This window comes from Hymenobacter lapidarius (assembly GCF_001816145.1).
Lineage (GTDB): Bacteria > Bacteroidota > Bacteroidia > Cytophagales > Hymenobacteraceae > Hymenobacter > Hymenobacter lapidarius.
This window is the reverse complement of record NZ_MDZB01000033.1, coordinates 24,763-49,603: the sequence shown is the minus strand read 5'-3', so window position 1 is coordinate 49,603 and position 24,841 is coordinate 24,763. Positions and strand designations below refer to the sequence as shown.

Genomic DNA, 24,841 nt, shown 5'->3' with positions numbered 1-24,841 from the left:
GGGCAGAATAGTTCGTTCGGCGGCGATAGGATGCTTCTTGCGTCAGCATGACAAGCGCGTCTAATCAGCGGGGCCTACACCCCATTATTATCACTGTCAATCAGGGAGTTTCGTATTTTGTGGCGAGGCCCACCAACTGCTATCGGGGAGGTTGTCAGCCCCATCCGGCCATGAGTTCTCCGTGGAAGGGCGTCAGAAAAAAACATACCTTCACGGCGAAACCATCCCTCCCACCCACTCAAATTTTTATGTCCAACCTTCACGAACACGCCCAAATAAGCGGCCAGACCCTGCGGCCCGAAAGCCTGATGATGAGCTACGGCTACACCCCTGCCTGGAGCGAGGGCGCTATCAAACCTCCTATCTTTCAGACTTCTACGTTCGTCTTTAAGAACGCCGAAGAAGGCAAAGCCTTTTTCGAGCTGGCCTACGGCCTGCGCCAGCAGGGCCCCGATGAGGAAATGGGCCTTATCTACTCGCGCCTCAACAACCCCAGCCTGGAAATTTTGGAGCACCGCCTCACCCTCTGGGACGGCGCCGAGGAAGCCGCCAGCTTTGCCAGCGGCATGGCCGCCATCAGCACCACGCTGCTGGCGCTGCTCAAGCCCGGCGATGTGGTGCTGCACTCCGAACCCGTGTACGGCGGCTCCGACTTCTTCCTCAAAAACGTGCTGCGCAAGTTCGGCATCACGGCCGTGGGCTTCCGCCCCACGGCCACGCCCGAAGAGCTGACGGCCCAGGTGGCCGGCATCGAGCAGGGCCGCCTGGCCATGATATTTGTGGAAACCCCCGCCAACCCCACCAACCACCTCGTGGACCTGGAAGCCTGCGCCGCCCTGGCCCGCCAGCACAGCACGCCGGAAAATCCCATTCGGCTGGTGGTGGACAATACTTTCCTGGGGCCGGTGTTCCAGCACCCGCTCAAACACGGCGCCGATGTGGTGCTGTACTCGGCCACCAAATTCATCGGCGGACACTCCGACCTCATCGCCGGGGCGGCCCTGGCCAGCAAGCCGCTGATGAAGGAGATTAAAGCCATGCGCACCTTCATGGGCACCATGTGCGACCCCAACACCGGCTGGATGCTCATGCGCAGCTTGGAAACCCTCAAGCTGCGCATGGAGCGCGCCGCGCAATCGGCCCAACTCATTGCCGACTGGCTCCGCGAGCACCCGCTGGTGGCGCGCACCTACTACCTCACCCACCTCGAGCACAACCCGGCCCAGCAGGACATCTACCGCCGCCACTGCCTCTCGCCCGGCTCCATGATTTCCTTCGACATCAAGGGCGGCGAGGCCGAAGCGTTCCGCTTCCTCAACGCCCTGCAGCTCATCAAGCTGGCGGTGAGCCTCGGCGGTACTGAAAGCCTGGCCGAGCACCCCGGCACCATGACGCACTCCGACATCACCCTGGAAGAGCAAGCTGAAATGGGCATCACCCCCCAAATGATTCGCCTGAGCATCGGCGTAGAAGACCCGCAGGACCTGATGCTGGACTTGAGCCAGGCGTTTGAGGCCGTGGGCATACCCAAAGCGGTATCGGAAATGGCCTTCGTCTAGCTCTACCGCGCCTTTTGTCATCCTAAGCACAGCGAAGGACCTTGTCACCGAGAAACGATTTGTTCTCCGGTGAAAGGATGCTTCCTTCGTCAGCATGACAAGGAGCGCGGTAGCGATGCTTCGACAAGCAGACTCCGAATGAGCATGACGGCCTTTTAGCTACGGTCACTTTTGAACGGCCTCTAAAAACGCTTCGCTTTGTCCTGAACAGAAAAGGCCTCTCAAATGATGAGAGGCCTTTTCTGTTCGGAGTGGGATTGTATCTGACTAATGAGTTTTTACCACAATTTCTACGCGCCGGTTCTTCTGGCGGCCTTCGGGGGTGGCGTTTGTGGCCACGGGCTTGCGCTGGCCAAAGCTTTCCGTGGTAATGTCATCGGCGGGGATTTTACCGGTTTTCGTCATGTAGCTCTTCACTGATGCGGCGCGTTCCCGGCCCAGGTCCCGGTTATAGCTGGCCGAGGCCGTCGAATCGGTGAAACCCATGACCATGATTTCCTTGCCAGCGTAACGTTGCTTGACGGACGCGATAATTTCATTCAATGACTCGGCCGCCTGAGGCTTGATGGTCGCCTTATCGACATCGAAAAGCACGGCTTCATCTACGGAGTACACCTGGTAATCGGCGTCGCCGCGCACCGTCGTGGCGGTGGTTTTAATTTCCGGCAACGTAACCGTGGGGAGCATTGTCCGGGTCGTATCAAAGTACTCCCGGTCGTTCCGGAACACCACGGCCGTATCGGCCGTTGCTTCTGAAGCCTGGTCCAGATTCTGGGTTTTCTTGAGGTTGTCGCAGCCGGCAAGAGCTACGGTGGCAACAGTGAGTGCGCAAAGAAGGGGCTTTTCCATAGGTAAGTAGTTGTGCTGGCAAATGATGATATCAAGATTGTGCTTAACGCATGTTTACAACGCATAGTTGAACCCGGGCCTTTGGGTAGCACCTATGCGGCACCTGTGGCAATGCCCAATGCATCCACTTGCACACCCGAGAACCTCACCCGCTTCTGCGCATCTGAGCTCCGCCCTGCCTAAAATACGTCGAGGGTTTCAGCGAGTCAGAAACCTGCTTGCCAGGCATTCACGGCAGTTATGAGTCATCGTTTTCTCCTCAATTTGCGGCAAAACCGCGCCGGGCCGAAACACAAAAGCTGGCCGCTTACTAGCGGCCAGCTTTTGCTGTATCAACAAGGGCTAAACTATTGCCCCAGCACGATGGCAAAGACCAGCGGCGCCACAATGGTCGCGTCACTTTCGATGATGAATTTCGGTGTTTTCTCGCCCAGCTTGCCCCAGGTGATTTTCTCGTTGGGCACGGCGCCGGAGTAGCTGCCGTAGCTGGTGGTGGAGTCCGAAATCTGGCAGAAATAGCCCCACAGCGGCACGCTGGTACGGCCCAGGTCCTGGTGCAGCATGGGCACCACGCAGATGGGGAAGTCGCCGGCAATGCCGCCGCCAATCTGGAAAAAGCCCACGGTGCTCTCGTCGGTGGCCTGGGCGGTGTACCAGTCGGCTAGGTACATCATGTACTGGATGCCGGTGCGCATGGTGTGCACGTTCTTGATGTCGCCGGTCATCACGTGGCCGGCGTAAATGTTGCCGAGCGTGGAGTCTTCCCAGCCGGGGCAGATGATGGGCAGGTTTTTCTCGGCCGCCGCCAGCATCCAGGAGTTTTTGGGGTCAATCTGGTAGTACTGCTCCAGCTCGCCCGAGAGTAGAATCTGATAGAAGAATTCGTGGGGAAAATACGCTTCGCCGGCCTTGTCGGCCTTCTCCCAAAACTTCAGCACCGAGTGCTCCAGGCGGCGCATGGCCTCTTCCTCGGGGATGCAGGTATCGGTCACACGGTTCATGTGGCGCGCCAGCAGGGCCGATTCGTCGGCCGCGGTCAGGTCGCGGTAGTTGGGCACCCGCTCGTAGAAGTCGTGGGCCACGAGGTTGAATATGTCCTCCTCCAGGTTGGCGCCGGTGCAGCTGATGATGTGTACCTTGTCCTGCCGAATCAGCTCGGCCAGCTGAATGCCCATTTCGGCGGTGCTCATGGCACCGGCCAGGGTTATCATCATTTTGCCGCCATCGGCGAGGTGCTTGTTGTAGCCATCGGCCGCGTCGATGAGGGCAGCAGCGTTGAAATGGCGGAAGTGATGGCGTAGGAAGTTGGTTACTTGCATGGGTTGGGGTGAGTTGCTACTGTGTTATTCGAACGGTCATGCTGAGCGCAGTCGAAGCATCTCTACTGCTGAAGTAATCCCTACGGTTACAACGAAGCGGTAGAGATGCTTCGGCTACGCTCAGCATGACGTTCTGGTTTCTGCCTAGCTAGGCGACTCAATCATCAGATTATGATTGGTGTAAATGCAGATGTCGGCGGCGATGTGCAGGGCATCTTCCACCATTTGGCGGGCGCTGAGGTGGGGCGCATGCTTCTTGAGGGCCAGGGCCGCCGCCTGCGCGTACATGGCGCCACTGCCGATGGCGGCCACGTCGGAGTCCGGTTCCAATACGTCGCCGGTGCCGCTTAGGATGAGCAGCTCGTCCTTGTCGGCCACCACCATCATGGCTTCCAGCTTGCGCAGGTACTGGTCTTTGCGCCATTCCTTGGCCAGCTCAATGGCGGCGCGCTTCAGGTTGCCGCCGTAGCCGTTCAGCTTTTCATCAAACTTGTCGAGCAGCATAAAGGCGTCGGCGGTGGAACCGGCAAAACCGGTCACGATTTTACCATCCTGCAGCTTGCGGATTTTACGCACGTTGCTTTTGGCAACTTGCTTGTCCATGGTGGCCTGGCCATCGGCCCCGAGGGCGATTTCGCCGTTGTGGCGAATGCCAAGGACGGTAGTAGAACGGATTCTGGTCATAGTTCTTGGTCAAAATAATTATTATCCAGCCGCTTGAGCAGTATAGTGCTTTCGGTGTTCACGCCCACGTTGTAATCAATCATCAACTGCGCTAATTCCTGCCCGTCAATCAACACCAAATTGACTTGGCGAGAACCATACGCCAAGGCTTCGGCCGAAAATTTTGCCGTTGTAATAAAAGCACCTTTTGATGCTTGTTTATCAAGTAAAGCCCCAGCAAATGCCTGCACGTCGGGACGGCCCACCGTACTGCCATTTTGCCACCTTTTAGCCTGTACGTACAATTTGTCGAAGCCTAAGCGGTCTGCTTTTATGACGCCATCCAAGCCGCCGTCATTGCCCTTTTGAAAGGCTTCGCCGGCCTCCGCAAACGAGCCGCCGTACCCCATCCGTACCAACAAATCAACCACTAACCTTTCAAAAGCTTGCCAAGGCAGTTGCTGCATTCTTTCTAGCAGGTCCTGTTTTAACGCATTATCCCACTGCTGGAAGGCTGTATTAAGCGTATCGCGGGGAGATGCAGCCGATGTGACCACCGCCAACGTGTTACTTGGCAACTTAGAGCCAGCGGAGCTACTTGTTTTAGAAGATTCTTCCAGCTTCTCACGAAAGTCTGGATATTTCTGTTTAAGCACCCCCAGATTCAGGCTATTTAGGTTTTCTTTTAGCAATGTGCGCCCCCTGTCTGAAATGCGTAAATAGCCACGGCGTGTACTTTCCAATAAGCCCGCCATTTTTAAGTACGAGCGGGCCCAACTAATTCTATCTCTAAAAATCAGTCCGTTTCCACTGGTGTACACCGCTTCACGCTCTTGCTCGGTAAGGTGCAAATCATTCGCCAGTTGCTCAGCCGAGCCGGCAATTGTATGTTCCGCGTCATCGCTGGCTAATTGGAGCAATGGCAAGAGTAACGCTTGAAAATCAGGTATCGGCATTATCCACCGGATATTATTATTGTAATAAAAGAATCAGGGCTTGAGCTATTCAATAGCCCAAGCCCTGATTAATTTGACGTAAGCAACTCAGATGAGCATCCGCATGGGGTCTTCCAGCAGGCCTTTCAGCGTTTGGAGGAAGGCGGCACCGGTGGCGCCGTCCACCACGCGGTGGTCGCAACTCAGCGTCACCTTCATGATGTTGCCGACCACAATCTGGCCGTCCTTCACGATGGGCGTCTGCTTGATGCCACCCACCGCCAGAATGCAGGCATCGGGCGTGTTGATGATGGCCGTGAATTCATCGATGCCGAACATACCCAGGTTGGAAATGGTGAAGGTGCTGCCCTCCCACTCGGCGGGCTGCAGCTTTTTGGTTTTGGCGCGACCAGCCAGCTCTTTTACCTCAGTAGCAATCTGCGAAAGGCCTTTTTGGTCGGCGTTGCGAATCACGGGCACCAGCAAGCCTTCGTCAACTGCCACGGCTACGCCGATGTTGATGACCTTGTTCTGACGGATTTTATCGCCCATCCACGAGGAGTTTATAGCCGGATGCTGGCGCAAGGCCACGGCGGCCGACTTCAGCACCAGGTCATTAAACGACAGCTTGATGGGCGAGAGCTCGTTGAGCTTTACGCGGGCCTCAATGGCTTTATCCATGTTGATTTCCATCGTGAGATAGAAATGCGGCGCCGTGAACAGGCTTTCGGAGAGGCGTTTGGCAATCACCTTACGCATCTGCGACACGGGCGTGTCGGTGTAGGTGTCCGAAGCCGGAGCCGCCACGCTGGCGGCTGGCTGCGCAGCCGGGGCCGTTGCCTGCGGGGCAGCCGCCGGAGCAGGAGCAGCGGGAGCAGCGGCCGGAGCAGCTTGCGGGGCGGGCGCCGCAGCACCGGGATAGAAGTTCTCCACGTCGCGCTGCACAATGCGGCCGTTGTCGCCAGAGCCAACTACCTGAGCCAAGTTGATGCCCTTTTCTTTGGCAATGCTCTTGGCCAGCGGCGAGGCAAAAATGCGGCCACCGGGCGCAGCAGGTGTAGCAGCAACTGGTGTAGCAGCAGTTGCCGGAGCATCTTCTGCAACTTTAGGAGCATCGGCAGCCTTAGGAGCCTCGGCAGGCGCAGGTGCCTCAGTGGCAGCAGCTTCGGGGACCGGAGCAGCGTCGCCGCTTGGCTCACCCAGCAGGGCCTGAATGTCGGCGCCTTCTTCGCCGATGATGGCCAGGATACCGTCCACGGCTACGGCTTCGCCGGCTTTGGGGCCAGTGTAGAGCAGGGTGCCGTCTTCGTAGTTTTCCAGCTCCATGGTGGCTTTGTCGGTCTCGACTTCGGCCAGAATATCACCGGATTTTACTTTGTCGCCCACGTTTTTCAGCCAAGCGGCAATGGTGCCTTCGGTCATCGTGTCGCTCATTTTGGGCATGCGCACCACGGTGGCCTTTTTGCCATTAGCGGGCGCGGCGACGGGCGCAGGGGCCGCGGGGGTCGGTGCGGGAGTAGCAGCGGGCGCTTCTTTCGGAGCTTCGGCGGCGGGGGCTGCAGCTGGCGCAGGCGCGGCTTCGGGCTTGGGAGCATCGGCTTTAGGGGCTTCGGCGCCGCCCTGAGCACCGGAGAGCAGGGCCGAAAAGTCTTCTCCTTCTTTGCCCACAATGGCCAGAATGCCGTCTACCACCACCGATTCCTGCTCTTTTGGACCGATGTAGAGCAGGACGCCGTCTTCGTAGTTTTCCAGCTCCATGGTGGCCTTGTCGGTCTCCACTTCGGCCAGAATATCACCGGATTTAACTTTATCACCCACTTTCTTGAGCCAGGCCGCGATGGTCCCTTCGGTCATCGTGTCGCTCATTTTGGGCATTTTTATGATTTCGGCCATCGGTTTATCACGCTTGGATTGAAGAGGCCAAAATTAGCCCGAAAAGTTGGCCAGACAACTTTGTTGTGGTTCGCGGCTGGCGGGCAAGGGGTTATTCGCGGCCCGCATGGCAGCGCAGCACCTATTGCCCGTTTTGCCGGCAGCCTCCCCTAGCTGGCAAGCACGGCATTCCTGCCCGCGGCTAAGTGTGTCACATCCAGGAAGTTTTTCACCGTAAACACAGTACCTGTAAATTCGAGCTTGTAGAGACACAAGTTGCTGTGTTCGAAGCCTTCCATGCAGCTGAGCGGGTAGTTGAGGAGTTGGCAGAGCATGACGCGCATGGCCCGGCCGTGCATGCACACGAGGACGGTTTGCTCCTCGCCGCGGGCCTTCAGCAGCTCGATAACCGGACGCTGACGGGCGGCCACTTCCTCGGGGCTTTCGCCCCCGGTGAGACGGGAATCGGTGCGGCCCGCGGCCCAATCGGCCAGTACCTCGCGGTATTCGGCGTCCTCTTCCATGGTAATGCGGGTGCCTTCGCGCTCGCCCCAGCTTATTTCGTTCAGGCCGGGGTGCGCTTCGTGGGGCAGGCCCAGGTCCAGGAACTGCTGCACCGACTCGTGGGTACGGCGCAGGGCGGAGGTGTACACTTTGTCGAAGGGCACGTGCCCGTAGGCCGCGAAGAACTGCGCCGCCTGGCGGCGGCCCACGTCGTTCAAACTCGAATCGACGCCGCTGCCCTGCACAATTCCTTGCACGTTGAAATCGGTCTGGCCGTGGCGTAGGAGGAAAATGGTCCGGGGCCTCACGTTGCGTAGTAGTTTTGCGGACGCTGCCTTATCGCAGTATTTGCTTCAACAATACAGCGAAGTACGGGGTTGGTTTTTAGTTGTTCGTTGCTTGTTGTCAATTGCCAGCTCGACGCGGCAACCCGACTGGCTACTTTCGATAACAAACAACCGACAGCGAACAACCGATAATTGCCCTTATGAATCTGGAAGAAGTGAACCGGTGGACCGCCTCCCGCCCCACCCTGGCCGATGCCCTCGGCATTGAAATCACCGCCGTGGCCGAGGGCTACGTGGAAGGCCGCATGCCAGTAGATGGCCGCACCCACCAGCCCATGGGCCTGCTGCACGGCGGCGCCTCGGTAGCTTTTGCCGAAACCCTGGGTAGCATCGCCGCCGCCCTGCGCGTAGACCGCACCCGGCAGGCCACCGTGGGCCTGGAAATTAACGCCAACCATCTGAAGGGCGTGCGCGACGGCTGGGTGCGGGGCCGCGCCACGCCGGTGCACGTGGGCCGCAGCACGCAGGTGTGGGAAATCCGCATCACGCACGAAGAAACCAGCGCGTTGGTGTGCATCAGCCGCATTACCATGGCCGTGATTGACTTGCCCGCCGCCCCCGACAAGAAGGCCTGATGCAAACCAGCGAATTCCGGCAGCTGCGGTGGCCCGCCGCCGCCGCGGGCCTCGATGCCCACGCCCGCCTGCGCCATTTGGTGGCGGGCGCGCTACGCACGGGCCGGCCGCTGGCGGTGTGGCGGGAGCCCGGCGCGGCTACCCCGCGCCTGCTGGTAGCGCGTTCGCTGGAGGCTACGTACACCGGCCTGCCGCCCGCGCTCGATGCCCAGGCACCGGCGGGCTTCGCATTTTTCCCGTTTCGCGACTCCGACCAAAACCCGGCGCTGTTCCTGCCCGCCGACGTGCTGTATGATGCCGGCCAGCCCGAAACCGTGGCCGTGTCGCCCAAGGCGCGCGAGCTGGTGCCGAACCTTACGGCATGGCTGGCGGCTGGAATGGTGAAGGAAATGGCCTGGCACCACAGCGCCCAGCCCGTTCCGCATGCCGCCACCGAAGCCGAATACACGCAGCTGGTAACCAGGGGCGTGGAAGCCATTGAAACGCAGCAGGTGCTGAAAGTGGTGACCTCCCGCGCCGCCCGCCGCGCCTTGCCCGCCGGCTTCGACCCGCTCGCGGCTTTCACGGAGCTCGACCGGAAATATCCGCTGGCGTTTGTGTCGCTGATGAGCGTGCCGGGCGTGGGCACCTGGCTGGGCGCCACGCCGGAAATCCTGGCCGAGGTCACGGCTGATGGCACGTTTCGGACCATGGCCCTAGCTGCCACCCAGCCCCTCACGGCGGAGGTTACGCCCCGCACGGCCATCTGGCGCCAAAAGGAAATTGAGGAGCAGGCCTTGGTGGCGCGCTACATCGTGAACTGCTTCAAGCAGCTGCGGCTGCGCGAATACCACGAAACGGGCCCGCGCACGATTATCGCCGGCGAGCTGCTGCACCTGCGCACCGACTTCGAGGTAAACCTGAAACACGTGCCGTTCCCGTCGCTGGGCACCGACATGCTGCGGCTGCTGCACCCCACCTCGGCCGTGGGCGGCATGCCGAAGGCGGCCGCCATGCACTTCATTCAGCAGAACGAAGGATATGACCGCGCCTACTACAGCGGTTTCCTGGGCCCGGTGAACGTGGCGGCACCCGGCGTGGCCCGCCTCTACGTGAACCTGCGCTGCCTGCAAGTGCGCGCCGACCAGGCCATTCTCTACGCCGGCACCGGCCTGACCGTGGACTCCGACCCGGAACGGGAATGGCAGGAAACCGAAATGAAACTGCGAACCATAAGCGCGGCACTTCAGTGAACAGTTAGCAGTTTTTGTTTTATTGTGCTCACCGATGACTGTTCACTGCTAACTGTTCACTGCTAACTACTAACTGATAACTGACCTTATGCAGGCCGTTTACAACATCGCTGAAATTTGCGCCCGGCATGGCATTACGGATGTGGTGCTTTCGCCCGGTTCTCGCTCGGCGCCGCTCACGCTGGCCTTCGCCCGCCACCCCAATTTAACCGTGCGCGTGGTGCCCGATGAGCGGGCGGCGGCCTTTATCGGGCTGGGTATTGCGCAGGCTCAGAAAAGAGCGGTGGCGCTGGTCTGCACCTCGGGCACGGCGGGCCTGAACTACGCGCCGGCCGTGGCCGAAGCGTTTTTCCAGCTCATTCCGCTGGTAATTTTCACCGCCGACCGGCCGCCGGAATGGATAGACCAGCTCGATGGACAGACCATCCGGCAGCGCAATTTATACGGCGCGCACGCCAAGGGCGCGTTTGAGTTTCCGGTGGACATTTCGCACGCCGATGCCAAGTGGTTTTCGGCGCGCCTCGTGAACGAGGCCATCAATCTGGCGCAAGCCGCACCCGCCGGTCCAGTGCAGGTGAACGTGCCGCTGCGTGAGCCGTTTTATCCGAAGGCGGGCGAGGAAATTCGGTATGAGCAGGATGTGAAGATTATCCGGGAATCTGGAATCAATAGTTCACTTGAGGCAGCTGAGTTGCAAGCATTGGCAAACGAATTTGGCAACTACTCCAAAATACTTTTTGTCTTTGGGCAGCAACCCGATGGAGAGTCTCCTCCCTTTACCGACCAGGTACTCGCCAATGCAAATGCGTATGGTGACGAAATAAGCGGGGCCGTTTTCATTGGTGATGTAATCAGCAATCTTGGCCCGGGACAAATCATCGCCGAGCACTGGCACATTATTCGCTCGCACGATGTGACGTTAGCTGGCTTAAGCGCCGAGCAGAAGTATTTACTTCAGCCTGATTTAGTAATAACTTGTGGGTTGTCGCTCATCTCTAAATCACTCAAGCAATTTCTACGAGCGCATCCGCCAAAACAGCATTGGCATGTGCAACTAAACGGAGCTACCGCGGACACTTTTGGCTCTTTAACAAGCATCATTCGAGCTGACCCTAATCGGTTTCTGACGGCTTTGTTGGAATGCACTTCCCCGTTGTGGCTTTTACCTGACGAAATAAACGAGGCCCGTTCCAATTACCAACAGCGGTGGACGGACCACGAGCGCCAAGCCAAACAGCTGCTAAATGAGGGCATTAATTTCCTAGATGGAAATAGCCATAAATTCAACGAATTTACAGCCTTCAAGCGCACTTTAGCTGCGCTAACTCCCCATACCGCGCTGCACCTTGCAAACAGCATGGCCGTGCGCTATGCCAACATCCTCGGCATTCCGCAGGGCCGGCACATTGAGGTCTTCGCCAACCGGGGCACCAGCGGCATCGACGGCTGTAACTCTACCGCCGTGGGCGCGGCCCTGGCGCAACCCGAACGTCCGGTGGTCCTGCTCACCGGCGACGTGGCGTTTTTCTACGACCGCAACGCCTTTTGGCACAACTACCCCACGCCCAACCTGCGGGTGGTGCTGTTCAACAACCACGGCGGCGGCATCTTCCGGCTGATTGACGGGCCGCGGCAGCAGCCGGAGTTGGAGGAATTTTTTGAGACGCGCCAAACCCTCACGTCCAAGAACACGGCCCGGGATTTTAACCTGCGCTACTTCCCGGTTTCATCGTTTGCTGAACTAGATGCCGCGCTGCCGGTTTTCTTTGCAGCCGAAACCGGCGCGGCGATTCTGGAAATCTTTACCGACTCCAAAACCAACGCGGCATTATTTGAAGAATACCGCACCGCGGTGAAACAAGCTTTTTCGTAAACCTCTGCGGCTTCTGCGTTTTTCTTTTGCGCCCTCTGCGGGCTAAAACCGTCCAACGGATTTTAGCCCGCAGAAGGCGCAAAAGAAAAACGCAGAAGCCGCAGAAAATCAATCTCATCTTATGCCCGAACCCATCAGCTGGACCCCGATTAAGGAGTTCAAAGAAATTCTCTTCACACAGCACGGCGGCATTGCTAAAATCAGCATCAACCGGCCGCAGGTGCACAACGCCTTCACGCCGCTCACGGTGCAGGAGATGATTGAGGCAATGAACCTCTGCCGCGACCGCACCGACATCGGCGTCATCATCCTCACCGGGGAGGGCGGCCGGGCCTTCTGCTCGGGCGGCGACCAAAGCGTGCGCGGCCACGGCGGCTACGTGGGCGAGGACGCCGTGCCCCGCCTCAACGTGCTCGATTTGCAGCGCATCATCCGCACCATTCCCAAGCCGGTGATTGCCATGGTGGCGGGCTGGGCCATTGGCGGCGGCCACGTGCTGCACGTGGTGTGCGACCTGACCATTGCGGCCGACAACGCCCGCTTCGGTCAGACCGGCCCCAACGTGGGTTCGTTCGACGGCGGCTTCGGGGCCTCCTACCTCGCCCGCGTGGTGGGCCAGAAAAAAGCCCGCGAAATCTGGTTCCTCTGCGACCAGTACGACGCCCAGGAAGCCCTCGACATGGGCCTGGTAAACAAAGTGGTGCCGCTCGATAAGCTGGAGGAAACGACAGTGGCCTGGTGCCACAAGATTCTGCAGAAAAGCCCGCTCTCGCTGCGCATGCTCAAGTCGTCGTTCAACGCCGAGCTCGACGGGCAAGCCGGCATTCAGGAGCTGGCCGGCAACGCCACGCTGCTCTACTACCTCAGTGACGAGGCCAAGGAAGGCCGCAACGCCTACATGGAAAAGCGCCAGCCGGACTTCTCGAAGTTTCCTAAGTTTCCGTAAGCGGCGGTATTACGCCCGATAATTAAAAAGCCCGCCGTACTGAGAAGTGCGGCGGGCTTTTTTGGCTGGTGGGGCGCTAAGTTTTCCGCCTTGAAAGTCGTTTGTCTTCCGGTCGGGGTTGCGCCTACTGAGAGTGTAAACACGAAATGCAGTTGCGGGATTTGGACTCATTTGGGTAGATTGCCACAACTGGTGTAGCTTGACGCTGGAGCAGTGCAAATAGTGTATTAATTCAACAATAACAACCTCAATACAAAACAACAGACATACATGGAATTCAACTTAGACGACGCATTAAATGAGCTTGTAACGAACAACAAGCTTGATGAAGCTATTAATCTTGCTGAGGATAAATTATCAGAATTACCTAAAACGGATTTTCACAAAATCTTAGGCAAAGACTTGAAACACTTAGCCGTAGGATTGAGCGAATATTTAGAACTTTTCTACAAATCTGCAAGGGAGCAAATTGATGTTAAAGCCCTTTATGCCGAAATGAATGGGTTTACTATAAACTATGATTTATGGTTTGTTGACTTATTTGCTTTTGCAGAATTGGGAGGACTTGATGATTTTGATTGGTTAGCCGACTATGATGTACCGTCAGAAAAAAGCATGGTAATTAATGGCTTAGAGGAGCTGCAAGAAGCTTATAGAGACTATTTAGAGAATGACAAAGGGAGTGATGAAGCTTTGACGGAAGCATTTGAAGTTTGTGAGCTAATAATAATTCTAAGATTGCATGAGCTTTTCAAAGAAGCACGAAAACTAGCTATCACTCAAAAAGCGAATTGGGGGAAAGTGCCACTTTTTGTAACGGCTCACGACTCTGGATTACTGTACGAGGTCAGAGCCTGACGTCTGTCAAGCAGTTAGTTATGAGCCTTGTGGAGGAGAAGCTGCTGGCCCAATTTGCGGCCCGTACGGCGCAGGTCGTGCGCGACACCAGCGGCATCGGCTGGGGCTTTCACGACTACCTAGCCGAGGTGCGGGCCACGTTTTACCCGGTAAATTGAGGTACCCAAACCGGCCGAATGCGCCGGCCCGCAACCCCACCGAAACCGGATGAATAAACCCCTCACACCCAAACAAGCCGAACGGCTCCAGGCCCAAATAGCGGGCGTGAAGCGCCGACTGGCCGCCGAGAAACGCCGCTTCGGCTGGTACGACGACAGCGGGGGCTACCGCTACTTGCCGCCCAAGTTGTACGTGCGGCTAGGCGACTACGCGGGCGGGCTGCGCTACACGCGCTGGTTCGACAAAAACTTTGGGGACGACATCGGCTACCCCGATTTCCTGTTTGAGTGGACCATTCTGCTGTTCAAAAACAACCGGCTGAAAGATGCGGAGCGCAAGGCCGCCCAGACTTTCTGCTGCAATACCTACCTGTTTGACCGGTTTTTTGGGCGCCCACTGGTACGCGCGGTATGTGGGAAGGCTCCAATATGGAAACGCCTTACATGGCGGAATTGCTCTCCTATTCGAGCCAGGAGCCCGAGCTGGCCGACTTTGCCGACTGGCTGCGCCACTGCGAGGGCACGGAGAAGTTTGTGGCTTTCGCGGCCCGCTTCGTCAGCATCGGGCAGCAGCTGAAGGTGGCCGAAGGATACGAAACCCGGCGAGTCCTGCTGGAGGAGCAGCGCGCGCTGGAAGCTGGCTTCTGAGCTGCCAGGGATTGGTTGTTACGACGTTGTGCAGCCCCGCAAACAAAAAAATAGCGGGTGGGCGGGCTTGCGGGGCGGGCAAGACCCGCTTCTTTTGTGGCCATGACGGACGCTGATTTTCACCGCGCCATTCGCCGCATCCGGTGGGTGCACTGGCTGCACTACCCCCTGCAAACCCTGCTGATGGGGGGCGCGGTGCTGCTGGCCGGACAGCGCGCCGCAGTAGGCCCCACCCTGGAGCCCCGCCTGGCCACTTGGCCGGTGCTGTTGCTGCTGGGGGGCGTGGTGCCCCTGCTGGGCGTGTTGGCGTACTTGATTTTCCGGCGCTTGCGGCCCAACATCCGGCGCCCCGCCGAAGAAAACCTACGCATCTACCTCGGGCGAATGTTCCTGCGCAATAGCCTGCTGAGCCTGACCGCGCTGCCGCTGCTGGCCTCCTACGCCATCACCCACCAGGTATTCGACCTGGTGGCCTGCGTGGGCGTACTGGTGGCCCTGGGCTGGCAGCTCACGCCCTCCGCTAAAAGCTACCAGCAATGGCTGCTGCGCTAAGCCTTACTTTCACCGCTGTGCTCCTGCCGTTCAGGCACAGTAATCGGCCCCCGGCCCCGCTTATGAGATTACCGCTGCTCCTTGTATGCTACTGCCTGCTGGGCACCACCGGGCTGCAGGCCCAACCGCAGGCGCTGCAGAAAGACATGGCCGCGGCCCTGGCGGCCATAAAGGCATTTGAGAAAAAAGAGTACCGCGCCGACAGCAGCCGCAACCACGTGCTGCGTGCCCAAACCGAAAGCTCGTTTTCCGCCAAAGGCCTGTTTTATCAGAAAATAGCCGCCCAATTGCAGGGCATCAACAAGCAGAGCCTCTCGTTTGAAGACGGGATAAACCTGGAATTGTTGAACCACCAGGTGCTGGACGAGCTGGGCGAATACCGGTACAAATCGTACCTGAACCCCCTGCAAACCGATGCCGGCTTCCACTCCCAGCTGGCCTCGCGGGGCGGCACCACCATCAGCACCAAAAAAGACGCCGAGCAGTACCTGCTGATGTTGCAGGACATTCCCCGGTTCGTGGACGAAAACCTGCAGCTTATGCGCCGGGGCATTGCGCTGGGCATTACGCAGCCCCGGGAGGCTATGAAGGGCTACGAAACGAGCTACACCCAGCACATCGTGGCCACGCCCGAAGAATCGACTTTCTGGAAGCCCTTTGCCAAAAAGCCAGCGGCCATTTCCGAAGCTGACTGGGTGGCCTTGCAGGACCGGGGCCGCGCCGTTATTACTAAGGACGTCATCAGCAGCTACCAGCGAATCAAGACGTTTTTCGACCGCGAGTACCTGCCCAAAACCCGGTCCACCCTCGGCGCTTCGGGGTTTCCGGACGGGCGGGCGTATTACGAGGACCGGGTGCGGCACTACACCACCACTAACCTCTCTTCAGAGGCGGTGTACCAGCTTGGTTTGCAGGAGGTGGCGCGGATAAAGGGCGAGATGGAAACGGTTATCCGCGACGTGAAATTCAAGGGCAACTTCAAGGAGTTTATTGCCTTTTTGCGCACCGACCCGCAGTTCCAGCCAAAAACGGCCGATGAGCTGCTCAAAGACGCAGCCTTCATCGCCAAACGAGTGGAGGGCCAGCTGCCTGCGTTGTTTGGCAAGCTGCCCCGGCAGCCGTTTACGGTGGTGCCGGTGCCCGAATTCCTGGCGCCGAACTACACCGCGGGCCGCTATTCGCGGGCGCCCATCAGCAGCACCCGGGCCGGAGAATACTGGGTGAACACGTCGAACTTGCCCAGCCGCACGCTCTACACCCTGGAGGCGCTGACGCTGCACGAGGCGGTGCCGGGCCACCACCTCCAAATTGCCCTGACGCAGGAGCTGAGCAACCTGCCCGAGTTCCGGCGTAACCTGTACATCAACGCCTTTGGCGAAGGCTGGGGCCTGTACAGCGAATACCTGGGTCACGAAATGGGCTTCTATAAGGACCCGTACAGCTTGTTTGGCCGGCTGACGTATGAGATGTGGCGGGCTTGCCGCCTGGTCATCGACGTGGGCATTCACACCAAGGGCTGGACCAGGGAGCAAGCCGTGGCCTACCTGGCCGACAACACGGCGCTTTCCCTGCACGAGGTAAACACGGAGGTGACGCGCTACATTTTGTGGCCCGGGCAGGCGCTGTCCTACAAAATGGGCGAGCTGAAAATCATTGAAATGCGCAAAAGGGCCGAAAGTGCCTTGAAGGACGACTTCGACGTGCGCGCCTTTCACGACATGGTGCTCTCCAACGGCGCCGTGACCCTGGCCATTCTGGAAAAGATGACGGACCGCTTTATTGCCGAGCAGCAGGCGCGCGCCCAAAAGAAGAAAGGGTAGCGACCTTCCCGCGCCGGCCGCAACCCTGCCGCTTACCGAACCGTGCGCCGGCGCATGCGCCCGCAGGCAAGTAGTTTTGCGCCATGACCACTGCCCTGCCCACTTCCCTCCTGCTCAACGGCCGCGAGTTTACCTACGCCGCCATCCAACAATACCCCGCCCAGCTGGCCGTGCCCGTGAACGGCTACGAGGCCAGGGTGCTGGATTTTGTGCGGCAGTGGCTCACCGGCACGCAGGAGTTTGGGCTCACCACCTCGGGCAGCACGGGCACGCCCCAGCCCCTCACGCTCCGGCGGCGGCAGCTCGAAGCCTCGGCCCGCCGCACCGGCGACTTCTTCGACCTCGGGCCGGGCGACCGGGCGCTGGTCTGCCTGAACTGCGAATACATCGGGGGCATGATGATGCTGGTGCGCGGGCTGGAGCGCAACCTGCACCTCACCATTGTGGAGCCGCAGGGCAATCCGCTGGACCTGGTGCCCGCCGACGCCGAATTTGACTTTGCCGCCTTTGTGCCCCTGCAGCTGCGGGCCCTGCTCCAGGCCGGCCAGGCAGGCCGGCTGGAGGCGATGAAGGCCATTCTGGTAGGCGGGGCCGTGGTGGACCCCGCGCTGGCCGCCGCCATTGGCGCGCTACGGGCGCCCGTGTACCACACTTACGGCATGACCGAAACCTGCTCGCACGTGGCCCTGCGCCGCCTCAACGGCCCCGATGCCACCACGGCCTACCGCGTGCTCACCGGCATTGCGGCCGACCAGGACGAGCGCGGCTGCCTCACCCTGCGCGGCGACATCACCGACGACCAGCTCATCGTCACCAACGACCAGGTGCAGCTGCTTGACGCCCATACCTTTGAGTGGCTGGGCCGGGCCGATTTTGTGATAAACTCCGGCGGCGTGAAGGTGCCGGCCGAAAAAGTGGAGCTGGTGCTCGATGTGGCCCTGGCCGAAATCGGGGAGTCGCGCCGCTGCTTCGTGGCCGGCCAGCCCGATGAGCGGCTGGGCCAGGCCGTGACGGCGTTTATTGAGGGGCCTGCCCTTTCGGCGGCACGAGCACAACAATTGCGCGAGCTGCTGGCCGCGCGGCTGGGCCGCTACGAGCAGCCCCGGCAGCTGCGCTACGTGCCCGAATTTCAAACCACCCCCACCGGCAAGCTCGACCGGCCCGCTACCCTACGGCAAATCAGCCCCGCCGAGTAGGTCAGCGGCCCTACTCGCTGCGCAGGCCTTCCTGCGTAAACAGCCGCTGCCGGCCCCGCACCACCTTTATCAAATCGCCCAGAAACAGCTTGGCGCGCACGTGGAAAACAGGCCCGTTGAGCTCGCGCTGGATGGTCGGGTCTACCAGCACGGGCTGCCGCCAGCCAGCCCCCGCGCCAAAGCCCGCCCACCGAAACACGCGAATGTGGCCAGCCACCGAGGGCTCCACCACGCCCATAAAATCGTGGGGCGTTTTGAAGAATTTGCCTTCGGGGGTAGCGTAGAGCACGTAGGTGGAGCCCATGCCCAGCTGGAGGTTGGTGCTGATTTCCCAGCGCGGCGTTTCGAGTAGCACGTACTCGGCGTAGCCGGCCAAGTAGCGGAAACGGATTTCGGACACAGCCGTGGGCGACGCGTTTTCGGGCCGGGCCCGGCGGGTGGGTACGCCGGTGCTGAGAAAATAGATAGCGGCGCCGGTCCGGAATCGGTTTTTAAACTCCACGCCCAGTTTCAGGCCGTTGATGGTGGTAAAATGGTAGTTGAGAATGGCATAGCGGGAGTCGTACTGTACCACGAGGCGGCGGTGCTCGATGCGCGGCACCGCCCGGCGGCCCACCACGGTATCGGCGGGGGCGGCGGCCTGGCGCGGCGCGGCGCGGGCAGCTTGTGCCAACAGGAACAGTCCGGCCAAAAACGGTAAATGGGGTAACATGGTGGGCGAAGTACGTAGAAACAGCAGGGCAGCGTTGCTGCCTGCTGCTGCACAACCGGCCCGGTGGCGCAGGTGTTATAAGGCCAGGGCAGCGTTAAGGGTGGCTCCCACGGCCTCCGGGTCGCTGGACCGGGGCGCATGGCCAGCAATAATACAGCCGTCGCGCCCGATCAGCCAATAGGCTGAAAAAGAAGTCTCTTACCTGTCCAGCCAGCTCTTAAACACGTTCACCTTCTCCCTGCTCACCAGCACCTGGGCGTCGGGGGCGGTGGGTTTGAGCACGGTTTGCAGCCGGGAGTTGGTGTAGTGAATGATGTCCTGAATAGCGGTTTGCTGGGCCAGGTAGGCGCGGTTGAGGCGGAAGAAGCGGCGCGGGTCCAGCAGCGTTTCGAGCTGGTCCATGGTGTAGTCCACCACGTATTTGCGGCCCTCGGTGGTTTGCAGGAAGGTGGCTTTTTCGAGGCTGAAGAAATAGGCAATCTGGTCTATGGGCACCACTTTCAGGTGCTCGCCCACGCGCACCACAAACTGCGTTTTGTAGCTGGCGGCGGGCGGCGCGCCCTGCTGCATCTGCTGCATGAGCTGGGTGAGCAACGCGGGGTCGAAGGCGGGCATGGGGGCGGTGGGCAGGCGAGCGCGCAGCTTGCGCAGGGCTTCGCGCAGCTCCTCTTCGTCGATGGGTTTGAGCAGGTAGTCCACGCTGTTCACCTTGAAAGCTTGCAGCGCGTACTGGTCGTAAGCGGTGGTGAAGATGACCGGGCAGCGCACGTCGGTTTGCTCGAAAATCTCAAAGCTCAGCCCATCAGCCAGATGAATATCCAGGAACAGCACATCGGGCGTAGGGCCGTGCCCGGCAGGGCCGGCTTGCAGCAACTGCACAGCCTGGGCCACCGATTCGGCCGTGCCGAGGATTTCGAGCGGCTCGGGCGGGCGGGCCAACAGGTCGGCGAGGCGGCGGGCGGCAAGGGGTTCGTCTTCGACAATGAGGGCGCGGAGCATGGTGAGGTAAGCGTTAGCTTGCCGTAGGGGTACGGGCGGTAAGGCAACAGTAGTCAGGTAGTCAGAAAAACGGCAAGCTGAAGCTTACCTCACAAAACCAGCAGTGGCAACGTGACCACGAACTCGCCGCCCTCCCTCGCTATCACCACGGGTTTATCCGTAAAGAAAGCGTAGCGGGCCACCAGGTTTCGCAGGCCCAGGCCCGAGGTTTCGTTCTCGTTCAGGCGGCGTGGCCGCAGCGTGTTGCGCACCGTGAGCGTGCCGCCGGCCACGTCCAGCCGCACCGCAATACGCAAAGGGTCAGCCTGAAACGCGGTGTTGTGCTTGATGACGTTTTCGAGCAGCAGCTGTAGGGCCAGCGGCGGCACGAAGAGCGGGGCCAGCGGCGGGGCCAGGGGCAGGTCCATGTCCACGGCCAGGGCGTCGCCCAGGCGGGTCTTTTGCAGAAACAGGTAGCTGTCGGCAAAGCGCAGCTCGTCGGCCAGCGGCACCAGCTCCTGGGTTTCGCTGTCGAGCACGTAGCGGTACACCTGGCTGAGCTGACGGATGAAGCGCACGGCCGCGCGGGGTCGTTTTCTTCCACCAGCGAGGTCAGCGCGTTGAGGGAGTTGAACAGAAAATGCGGGTCGACCTGCCGGCGCAGCGAGTCGAGCCGGGCCACAGCGGTTTCCTTTTCCAGCCGCTCGGCCTCAATGGCGGCTTCGCGCCACTTCAGCAAAAACGCACGGCTGTGCTGAAACAGCGACAGCAGCACCGTGACCATCAGCGGAAACACAAAATCCTCCCACACCGCCGCCGTAAACATCACGCGGGCGGGCTGGTGAAAATACATCGTCCGGAAAACCAGGTTCACCAGAAAAATCGCCACCAGCGACACCAGCAGCGACACCGTGATGGTGAGCAGGAACCGCTGCACCGGCGCGGCGCGCCACGACACGAACCGGTCGAGCCACGCCACGGCGCCGTCGTTGGCAAACCACAGCGAGCCCGTGTAGGCCAGGGTAATGAGGAAATTAACCAACAGCTCGTCCTCATCGGGCCGGTTGATGAGCAGGGTCACGGCCACCGAAATGGCCAGCAGCGTCAGCACCAGGCGGAGCCAGCGGGGCATGAGCAAGCGGGCGGTGGCCCCAAACGAAGTGTCATTCATAGAAGTAAAGTCAACCGCAAATGACGAAGAAATTTTGGGGCCGCAGCGCGGGGGAGCTTGAAGAGTCCGGCTTGCTCCTGATGGGTCGGCCTCGCGTGCGCCTCATCCCCTGGCCCCTTGGACTATGACCGATTCAACCACCAGGCACACCACTACTTCGCAGTAGCCTGGGCGCCGGCCGCCTCATAGGCCTTCAAGCGGCCCAGCAGCTGGCGCTCGCCCCAGTTGGGCAGCAGCGCATGGGCGGGCTTGTGGGCAGCGTAGCGGGTTTTGGCTTCGTCGTAAATGGGCTTGGCAACTTCCGGGCCGCCGCCGAACATCTTGGGCGTGTAGTAGAGGTTGTTGGCCTGCACCAGGTAGATGCGCGGGTTGGCGGGGTTCAGCTTTTTGGCCTGGGCCAGGGCTTCGTTTGCCAGCGTGGAGTATTTGAAAGAGCGCAGCATGGGCGAAATGCCCAGGCGGGCCTGGTGGATGTAGCCTTGCAGCACCAGCAGCTCGGCCTCGTCGCCGCCCAGCTTGCGGGCGCGGCCCAGCCTGGATTCGGCCTGGTCGAGGTACTTGTCCTTCACGTCGCCCTCTTCCTTGCTTTGGAAGCAGGTAAGCAGCAGGGCGTAAGACTGGTAGTATTGAGGAAGCCAGTCGGTGGCTGCGGCCGCGCCGGCGCGCTCAAACTTGCTGGCCAGCTGCTTGAGCTGGGCGGGGTCGCCGGTGCTGTTGAGCTCCTTGATGGTGGCGGCCATCATTTCGGTGTAGCCGGCCGGGGCTGAAGCGGCAGCAGGCGCCGCCGGAGTTCCGGCAGCCGGCTGCGCAGCGGCGGAAAACGAAGTAGCCGCCAGGGCGAGGAGAAGAAAGTGCTTTTTCATGGCTTGGGAATGAGTGAAGATGAATGATGTGAAACAGCTGCCGACCTCATTGCCGGCGTTGATGATTCAAAGGTGGCGGCCCACGGCAGCGCCCGAAACTTTCTGTGACCGAAGCGTCGGATGAGGCGGATGGGGCGTTGGATTTCCCGGAACACCGGTCGCCCTGCGCGTTCACCCCGTACCTTTCCCGCCCCAATCCCTACCCCACCCCGCTTTATGCCCGCCGCTCCCCTCGCCTGGCCCGAAATTCGCCAGCGCGCCCTCGCCTTTGCCCGCGACTGGAAAGACGAAACCCGCGAACACGCCGAAGCCCAGACCTTCTGGAATGAGTTCTTCCACGTCTTCGGCCTCACGCGGCGCAAGGTGGCCGAGTTTGAGCGCAACGTGAGCAAGCACGCGCCCACCCTGGCCGCCGGCCTGGTGCAGGAGCCCGCCCCCGCGCTGGGCCGGGGCCGCATCGACCTGTTTTGGCCGGGGGTGCTGCTGGGCGAAAGCAAAAGCCGCCATCGCGACCTGAACGACGCCTACCGCCAGGCCTTGGAATACATTGGCGGCCTGCCCGACCACGAAAAGCCGCAGTACGTGTTTGTGTCGGACTTTGCCCGCCTGCGCCTCTACGACCTGCGCGGGGCCACCGTGTACCCCGCCCCCGCCGACCACCTCGAAATTCAGGTGGCCGACCTGGGCAAGCACGTCCGGCTGTTCGGCTTCATGGCCGGCTACCAGCAGCGCAGCTACCAGGAGCAGGACCCCGTGAACCGCGCCGCCGCCGAGCGCATGGGCCGCCTGCACGACCAACTGGCCGCCTCCGGCTACCACGGCACCGACCTGGAGCGCTACCTCGTGCGCCTGCTCTTCTGTCTCTTTGCCGAGGACACCGACATCTTCCCCCGCGCCAGCTTCATGGACCTGGTAAGCCAGCACGCCGGCCCGCGCGGCCAGCAGCTCGGCCCCCTGCTGCACCAGCTGTTTGAGGTGCTCGACACCCCCGAAGACCAGCGCCCGCCCGCCCTGCCGGCCCACCTGCGCGAGTTTCCCTACGTGAACGGCGACCTATTTAAAGGCCCGCTGCACACCGTGGCTTTCTCCGAAACCATGCGCGAGCTGCTGCTCGATGCCACCCGCCTCGACTGGGGCCAGATTTCGCCGGCCATCTTCGGCTCGCTGTTTCAGAGCGTGATGGACCCGGCCGCCCGCCGCACCCAGGGCGCGCACTACACCTCCGAGCAAAATATTCTGAAGGCGCTGGGGCCGTTGCTGCTCGATGAGCTGCGCGCTGAGCTGGCCCACCTCAAAACCCTGGCCGCCGGCACCGCCCGCGACAACCGCCTGAGCAAGCTGCAAAACCGCCTGAGTGAGCTGCGCCTGCTGGACCCCGCCTGCGGCTGCGGCAACTTCCTGGTGGTGGCCTACCGCGAGCTGCGCCTGCTCGAAATGGAAATCCTGGAGGTGTTTTACCCCGCCGACGAGGTGATTCAGTTCCCCCTCGGCCCCGAAACCGAGGTGCGCCTCAACGCCGACCAGATGCATGGCATCGAGGTGGACGAGTTTCCGGCCCGCATCGCGGAGGTGGCCCTCTGGCTCGTCGACCACCAGATGAACCAGCGCTTCTCCACCCGCTTCGGCCAGTACCTGGCGCGCATTCCGCTGCGCCGGGGCGCCCACATCGTCCACGCCAACGCCTTGCAAACCGATTGGAACACCGTGCTGCCCCGCGAACAGGCCACCCATGTGGTGGGCAACCCGCCGTTTGTGGGGAAGCAATACCAATCGGCGGTGCAGAAAGCCGACGTGGCCCGTATTTTTCAGGGCGTGAAAGGTGCCAGCGCGCTCGATTACGTGGCCTGCTGGTTTTTAAAAACGGCCGAATACCTGCACGGCACCACGGCCCGCGCTGCGTTGGTCAGCACCAATTCCATCACGCAGGGCGAGCAGGTGAGCATCTTGTGGGGGCCAATTCTCAACCGCTTCGGGATGAAGTTGCAGTTTGCCCACCAAACGTTTCAGTGGCGCAACGAAGGCAAGCGCAACGCGGCCGTGCATTGCATCATCGTCGGGTTTGGGCCGCAGGAAATAGCTAATAAGCGGCTGTTTCTGTACGATAATCCCGGTGCCGCCCCGCATGAGCAAGCCGCCGCGCAACTCAACCCCTACCTCGTAGATGCACCCACCGTATTGCTGCCCAGCCGTAGCCGCCCGATAAGCGACGTACCGGCGCTGGCCTTTGGCTCAATGCCCAACGATGGCGGCCACTTGCTGCTTAATGATACTAAACGAGCCGAATTGCTTGCCGCCGAACCAGCACTTGCGCCTTATGTGCGGCCGTTTAAGGGGGCCGAGGAGTACATCAATGGCAAAAGTCGATGGTGCCTCTGGCTGCCAAATGTGGAACCCCAAATAATACGCAACTCGCCCATTCTACAGGAGAAAGCCCGTGCTATTCGTGATTACCGTGCTGCCAGCCCCCGAGATGCCACCCAGCGCTTAGCTGGCACACCACTACTCTTTGGCGAAAACCGCCAGCCAACAACCAACTACTTGGCTGTTCCGGCATTCAGCACTATCAATCGGCATTACGTTCCTATTGGTTTTCTAACTCCTGATATTATTGCCAGCAATAAAGTTTATACGTGTTCTAGCGTTAGCTCTTATCATTTCGGCGTGCTTACCTCCGCCATGCACATGGCTTGGCTACGCTATGTAGGCGGACGCTTGAAAAGCGACTACGGCTACTCGAAAGACATCGTTTACAACAATTTTCCCTGGCCCACGCAGCCCAGCGAGGAGGCCCGGCAGGCGGTAGAAGCCGCCGCCCAGGCCGTGCTCGATGCCCGCGCCGCCCACCCCGGCAGCACCCTGGCCGACCTCTACGACCCGCTGGCCATGCCGCCCGACCTCCGCGCCGCCCACCGCGCCCTCGACGCCCGCGTCGAGCGCCTCTACCGCGCCAAACGCTTCACCCACGACACCGAGCGGGTGCAGCACCTCTTCGAGCGCTACGCCGCCCTGAGCGCCCCGTTGGCCCCGGCCGCAGCGGTTCCGGCCAAGCAGCGCGGCAACCAATCAGTGAAACAGGCATAAAGTGCAGGCTCAACAAGCAGCAAAAAGAACGTCATGCTGAGCTTGTCGAAGCATCTCTACCGCAGTAGTAAGCCATTTACTTGCGCGGTAGAGATGCTTCGACTCCGCTCAGCATGACGTTCTTTTTCAG

At 60.4% G+C, this 24,841-nt stretch carries 22 protein-coding genes and 1 pseudogene; 13 read left to right on the top strand and 10 right to left on the bottom strand.

Going from position 1 to position 24,841, the window contains the following annotated elements; all coding sequences use genetic code 11:
- Nucleotides 1-248 precede the first annotated feature (248 nt).
- Complete coding sequence (locus tag BEN47_RS01425) at nt 249-1,559, top strand: cystathionine gamma-synthase family protein (RefSeq protein ID WP_070724417.1); 1,311 nt, start codon at nt 249-251, stop codon at nt 1,557-1,559.
- A gap of 267 nt (nt 1,560-1,826) precedes the next feature.
- Here BEN47_RS01425 and BEN47_RS01420 read toward each other — a convergent pair whose 3' ends face one another.
- The 6 genes from BEN47_RS01420 to BEN47_RS01395 all read right to left on the bottom strand — a co-directional run bounded on the left by BEN47_RS01420 (nt 1,827) and on the right by BEN47_RS01395 (nt 8,009).
- Nucleotides 1,827-2,408, bottom strand: coding sequence for an OmpA family protein (locus BEN47_RS01420; RefSeq protein ID WP_070724416.1), 582 nt, complete (start codon nt 2,406-2,408; stop codon nt 1,827-1,829).
- A 347-nt stretch (nt 2,409-2,755) separates the two neighbouring features.
- Nucleotides 2,756-3,727, bottom strand: a complete 972-nt coding sequence (locus BEN47_RS01415) for a deoxyhypusine synthase family protein (RefSeq protein ID WP_070724415.1) — start codon at nt 3,725-3,727, stop codon at nt 2,756-2,758.
- A gap of 144 nt (nt 3,728-3,871) precedes the next feature.
- Nucleotides 3,872-4,411: an ATP-dependent protease subunit HslV gene (gene hslV / locus BEN47_RS01410; protein WP_070724414.1), complete on the bottom strand. Its 540-nt coding sequence runs from the start codon at nt 4,409-4,411 to the stop codon at nt 3,872-3,874.
- Nucleotides 4,408-5,346: a restriction endonuclease gene (locus tag BEN47_RS01405; RefSeq protein ID WP_070724413.1), complete on the bottom strand. Its 939-nt coding sequence runs from the start codon at nt 5,344-5,346 to the stop codon at nt 4,408-4,410. Before BEN47_RS01405 ends, hslV begins: the two co-directional genes overlap by 4 nt.
- A gap of 87 nt (nt 5,347-5,433) precedes the next feature.
- Nucleotides 5,434-7,218 carry a pyruvate dehydrogenase complex dihydrolipoamide acetyltransferase gene (locus BEN47_RS01400; RefSeq protein ID WP_070724412.1) on the bottom strand — a complete coding sequence of 595 codons (1,785 nt, stop codon included), beginning with the start codon at nt 7,216-7,218 and terminating at the stop codon, nt 5,434-5,436.
- Between the two features lie 149 nt (nt 7,219-7,367).
- Complete coding sequence (locus tag BEN47_RS01395) at nt 7,368-8,009, bottom strand: histidine phosphatase family protein (RefSeq protein WP_070724411.1); 642 nt, start codon at nt 8,007-8,009, stop codon at nt 7,368-7,370.
- Between the two features lie 179 nt (nt 8,010-8,188).
- Between BEN47_RS01395 and BEN47_RS01390 the strand changes: the two genes are divergently transcribed.
- From BEN47_RS01390 to BEN47_RS01350, 10 genes are all read left to right on the top strand, one after another.
- Nucleotides 8,189-8,623: a hotdog fold thioesterase gene (locus BEN47_RS01390; protein WP_070724410.1), complete on the top strand. Its 435-nt coding sequence runs from the start codon at nt 8,189-8,191 to the stop codon at nt 8,621-8,623.
- Complete coding sequence (locus tag BEN47_RS01385) at nt 8,623-9,855, top strand: chorismate-binding protein (protein ID WP_070724409.1); 1,233 nt, start codon at nt 8,623-8,625, stop codon at nt 9,853-9,855. The genes BEN47_RS01390 and BEN47_RS01385 overlap by 1 nt, the downstream gene beginning before the upstream one ends.
- A gap of 88 nt (nt 9,856-9,943) precedes the next feature.
- On the top strand, nt 9,944-11,728 hold the full coding sequence (gene menD, locus BEN47_RS01380; RefSeq protein WP_070724408.1) for a 2-succinyl-5-enolpyruvyl-6-hydroxy-3-cyclohexene-1-carboxylic-acid synthase: 1,785 nt from the start codon (nt 9,944-9,946) through the stop codon (nt 11,726-11,728).
- A gap of 121 nt (nt 11,729-11,849) precedes the next feature.
- Nucleotides 11,850-12,674: a 1,4-dihydroxy-2-naphthoyl-CoA synthase gene (gene menB / locus BEN47_RS01375; protein ID WP_070724407.1), complete on the top strand. Its 825-nt coding sequence runs from the start codon at nt 11,850-11,852 to the stop codon at nt 12,672-12,674.
- A gap of 270 nt (nt 12,675-12,944) precedes the next feature.
- Nucleotides 12,945-13,532, top strand: coding sequence for a hypothetical protein (locus BEN47_RS01370; RefSeq protein WP_070724406.1), 588 nt, complete (start codon nt 12,945-12,947; stop codon nt 13,530-13,532).
- A gap of 20 nt (nt 13,533-13,552) precedes the next feature.
- The gene (locus tag BEN47_RS21250) at nt 13,553-13,690 is read left to right on the top strand and encodes a hypothetical protein (protein ID WP_158010787.1); all 138 of its coding nucleotides are present in this window, start codon (nt 13,553-13,555) and stop codon (nt 13,688-13,690) included.
- Nucleotides 13,691-14,119: 429 nt separating this feature from the next.
- Nucleotides 14,120-14,338, top strand: coding sequence for a hypothetical protein (locus BEN47_RS21905; protein ID WP_239691465.1), 219 nt, complete (start codon nt 14,120-14,122; stop codon nt 14,336-14,338).
- Between the two features lie 102 nt (nt 14,339-14,440).
- Nucleotides 14,441-14,890: a hypothetical protein gene (locus BEN47_RS01360; RefSeq protein ID WP_070724404.1), complete on the top strand. Its 450-nt coding sequence runs from the start codon at nt 14,441-14,443 to the stop codon at nt 14,888-14,890.
- Nucleotides 14,891-14,952: 62 nt separating this feature from the next.
- Nucleotides 14,953-16,710, top strand: a complete 1,758-nt coding sequence (locus BEN47_RS01355; RefSeq protein WP_070724403.1) for a DUF885 domain-containing protein — start codon at nt 14,953-14,955, stop codon at nt 16,708-16,710.
- Nucleotides 16,711-16,793: 83 nt separating this feature from the next.
- A complete protein-coding gene (locus BEN47_RS01350; RefSeq protein WP_083321998.1) occupies nt 16,794-17,906 on the top strand; it encodes an AMP-binding protein in 1,113 nt (370 codons plus the stop codon).
- A 10-nt stretch (nt 17,907-17,916) separates the two neighbouring features.
- On the opposite strand, the gene BEN47_RS01345 is transcribed toward BEN47_RS01350, so the two are convergent.
- The 3 genes and pseudogenes from BEN47_RS01345 to BEN47_RS21900 all read right to left on the bottom strand — a co-directional run bounded on the left by BEN47_RS01345 (nt 17,917) and on the right by BEN47_RS21900 (nt 20,278).
- A complete protein-coding gene (locus tag BEN47_RS01345; protein WP_125921438.1) occupies nt 17,917-18,618 on the bottom strand; it encodes a hypothetical protein in 702 nt (233 codons plus the stop codon).
- Nucleotides 18,619-18,816: 198 nt separating this feature from the next.
- Entirely contained in the window at nt 18,817-19,617 is an 801-nt protein-coding gene (locus BEN47_RS01340) for a LytR/AlgR family response regulator transcription factor (protein ID WP_070724401.1), read from the bottom strand.
- A gap of 89 nt (nt 19,618-19,706) precedes the next feature.
- A pseudogene (locus BEN47_RS21900) lies at nt 19,707-20,278 on the bottom strand (sensor histidine kinase).
- On the opposite strand from BEN47_RS21900, the gene BEN47_RS21895 reads away from it, so the two are divergent.
- Nucleotides 20,237-20,791, top strand: a complete 555-nt coding sequence (locus BEN47_RS21895; protein WP_070724399.1) for a hypothetical protein — start codon at nt 20,237-20,239, stop codon at nt 20,789-20,791. The pseudogene BEN47_RS21900 and the gene BEN47_RS21895 overlap by 42 nt on opposite strands.
- Nucleotides 20,792-20,919: 128 nt before the next feature.
- Here BEN47_RS21895 and BEN47_RS01325 read toward each other — a convergent pair whose 3' ends face one another.
- Nucleotides 20,920-21,630, bottom strand: a complete 711-nt coding sequence (locus BEN47_RS01325) for a hypothetical protein (RefSeq protein ID WP_083321995.1) — start codon at nt 21,628-21,630, stop codon at nt 20,920-20,922.
- Nucleotides 21,631-21,846: 216 nt separating this feature from the next.
- Here BEN47_RS01325 and BEN47_RS01320 point away from each other — a divergent pair, with 216 nt between their 5' ends.
- Nucleotides 21,847-24,711: a DNA methyltransferase gene (locus tag BEN47_RS01320; protein WP_070724398.1), complete on the top strand. Its 2,865-nt coding sequence runs from the start codon at nt 21,847-21,849 to the stop codon at nt 24,709-24,711.
- Nucleotides 24,712-24,841: the final 130 nt, after the last annotated feature.